The sequence below is a fragment of the Amphritea sp. genome (assembly GCF_050300915.1).
GTDB lineage: Bacteria > Pseudomonadota > Gammaproteobacteria > Pseudomonadales > Balneatricaceae > Amphritea.
Genome location: NZ_JBNKYN010000146.1, coordinates 1 through 2,439 on the forward strand (window position 1 = coordinate 1; position 2,439 = coordinate 2,439).

Here is a 2,439-nt window from a genome sequence, read left to right on the forward strand (position 1 = left end):
GATGTTCTGCACCGGCGGCATCCGCTGCGAGAAATCCACCGCTTACCTGAAAGAGCAGGGTTTTGACGAGGTTTACCATCTGGAAGGGGGTATTCTCAAATATCTTGAAGAGGTACCGCAGGAGCAATCTCTGTGGGAGGGTGAGTGCTTCGTATTTGATAACCGGGTTACTGTGAATCATCAGTTGGAGAAAGGCAGTTACGACCAGTGTCACGCCTGCCGCCTGCCTCTCACCGCAGAGCAGATGCAAAGCGAAAAATATCAGGCGGGTATCAGCTGTCCTAACTGCTACGACAATCTTAGCGATGAACAGCGCGAGCGCTTTATCGAACGTCAGAAACAGATGCAGCTGGCAGAGCAGCGTGGCGAAGCTCATCTCGGCGCCGATGCTAACGATACCAGCAGCAAACGTCGCGAGCTGAAACTGCAGGAACGCCTGGCCCAGCAGGAAAACCGCTAATTACAGACGCTTTGCCTCAGTCCGGTCTGCAGACTTACCTGAACGCACGACCGGACTGTTTAATCCGCCTGATGACAGAGCTCGATCCAGCGTTCGATCCCAGCGCTGCGATATTTATGCTTGTTGATCACCAGATAGAGCTGACGACTAAAATCACGTCCGGCGACCCTCAAAGGCACCAGAGTTCCCAGATCAAACGACTCCTGCAGAGCAATACGCGATAAACAGCCGATCCCCAGCCCCTGCGCCACCGCCTGCTTGATCCCCTCCGCGTGTTCCAGCTCCAGCAACACCTGCAGATTTGGCAACAAACCATGCAACGCCCAGTCAAATGCCTGACGGGTTCCCGATCCCTGTTCCCGTAAAATCCACTGAGCCGAGAGCAGATCGGTATCACTGAGTTGTTGTTTGCCTGCAAAAGGGTGCCCCGGTGCACAGAATACTTCCAGCTGATCACTCAACCAGGGGATCACTTCCAGATCCGGGTGCTGTACTTCGCCCTCAACCAGACCGATATCCAGATCAAAGTTGAGCAGTCTGGCCGCAATCACTGAGGTATTGGCCACCTGAAGATCCAGCTTAGCTCTGGGCTGTTCTTCGAGATAGCGAGCCATCAGGCCCACCGCCAGATAGTTACCGATAGTCATGGTCGCGCCAATCTTCAGTGCGCCCACCGCTTCATGCCGGGCCATATCCTGCTCCAGACTGCGGGCCCGCTCTAACAGCGCTTCCGCCCGGGGACGCAGCAACCGCCCCAGCTCGTTGATCTTCAGCCGCTTACCCACACGGTCAAACAACTGAATATCAAACTGTGCTTCAAGATCCCGCAATGCTCCGCTGGCGGCTGACTGAGACATCGACAAACTGTCTGCCGCGCGGGAGATATTATCGAAGTGAGCAACCGCCAGAAACACCTCCAACTGACGCAGTGTATATTTCATAACCTGTTTTTCCGATAACTGTTATCAACATAATCGTCTTTAACAATATACCACCCCGTTCTACTATGCACTCAGGGAATAGATAACGTTTTTTAATCGTTTTAAAGAATAAGCAATCCAATAAACAGTTTTGAGGTAGCTCCATGTCAAACATCGGTCGTGAAGAGGTTCTCAGCGTACATCACTGGAACGATACTCTGTTCAGTTTTACCACCAGCAGAGATCCCGGATTTCGCTTCAAAAACGGTCACTTCACCATGATCGGTCTGGAGCATGAAGGCCGCCCACTGATGCGCGCCTACAGTATTGCCAGTGCCAACCATGAAGACCAACTGGAGTTTTTCAGCATCAAGGTTCAGGATGGCCCGCTGACCTCAAAGCTACAGCGGATTCAGCCCGGCGACCAGATTCTGATCAGCCGTAAGCCCACGGGCACCCTGATCAATGATCACCTGCTGCCAGGTAAACATCTTTACCTGATCAGCACCGGAACCGGACTGGCTCCCTTTATGAGCATTATTAAAGACCCGGAAATTTATGAGCAGTACGACAAAGTAATTCTCACCCACGGGGTTCGTCAGCTGTCAGAACTGGCCTATGCCGATGTGATTCAGGATCACCTGCCCAGCAACGAATACTTTGGCGATATGGTCAGCGACAAACTGCTCTACTACCCAACCGTTACCCGCGAGCCGTTTCGCAATCAGGGGCGGCTGACCGATCTGATCACCTCGGGTAAACTAACCGATGATCTGGGGCTTCCGGCACTCAGCACTGAAAATGACCGGTTTATGATCTGCGGCAGTCCCAGTATGCTTAAAGACACCACCCAGATTCTGGATGGAATGGGCTTTGTTGAAGCACGTCACGGCGATCTGGGACACTATGTGATTGAACGGGCCTTTGTTGAACAATGATATTGTGATTTTTTAATCGATATTTCATTAATCACATTGACCGCCCGAAAACGAGACGTATAATACGCTCCACGTTTGTGCCAGTGTGATGGAATTGGTAGACATAGGGGATTCAAAATCC

At 51.9% G+C, this 2,439-nt stretch carries 2 protein-coding genes and 1 pseudogene; 2 read left to right on the forward strand and 1 reads right to left on the reverse strand.

All coding sequences use genetic code 11. The features are described from left to right. Positions 1 to 460 (forward strand): annotated as a pseudogene (locus tag ACQY8X_RS20760) (rhodanese-related sulfurtransferase); the annotation flags it as partial. Positions 461 to 519: 59 nt separating this feature from the next. On the opposite strand, the gene ACQY8X_RS20765 reads toward ACQY8X_RS20760, so the two are convergent. Beyond that, a complete protein-coding gene (locus tag ACQY8X_RS20765) occupies positions 520 to 1,401 on the reverse strand; it encodes a LysR family transcriptional regulator (RefSeq protein ID WP_428037037.1) in 882 nt (293 codons plus the stop codon). 143 nt (positions 1,402 to 1,544) lie between these two features. Here ACQY8X_RS20765 and ACQY8X_RS20770 point away from each other — a divergent pair, with 143 nt between their 5' ends. Continuing rightward, complete coding sequence (locus ACQY8X_RS20770) at positions 1,545 to 2,318, forward strand: ferredoxin--NADP reductase (protein ID WP_428037038.1); 774 nt, start codon at positions 1,545 to 1,547, stop codon at positions 2,316 to 2,318. Positions 2,319 to 2,439: the final 121 nt, after the last annotated feature.

Bases quoted from the DNA above. Each gene is read 5' to 3' on its own strand.
- ACQY8X_RS20770 (WP_428037038.1), top strand. From the start codon at position 1,545: ATGTCAAACATCGGTCGTGAAGAGGTTCTCAGCGTACATCACTGGAAC.
- ACQY8X_RS20765 (WP_428037037.1), bottom strand. From the start codon at position 1,401: ATGAAATATACACTGCGTCAGTTGGAGGTGTTTCTGGCGGTTGCTCAC.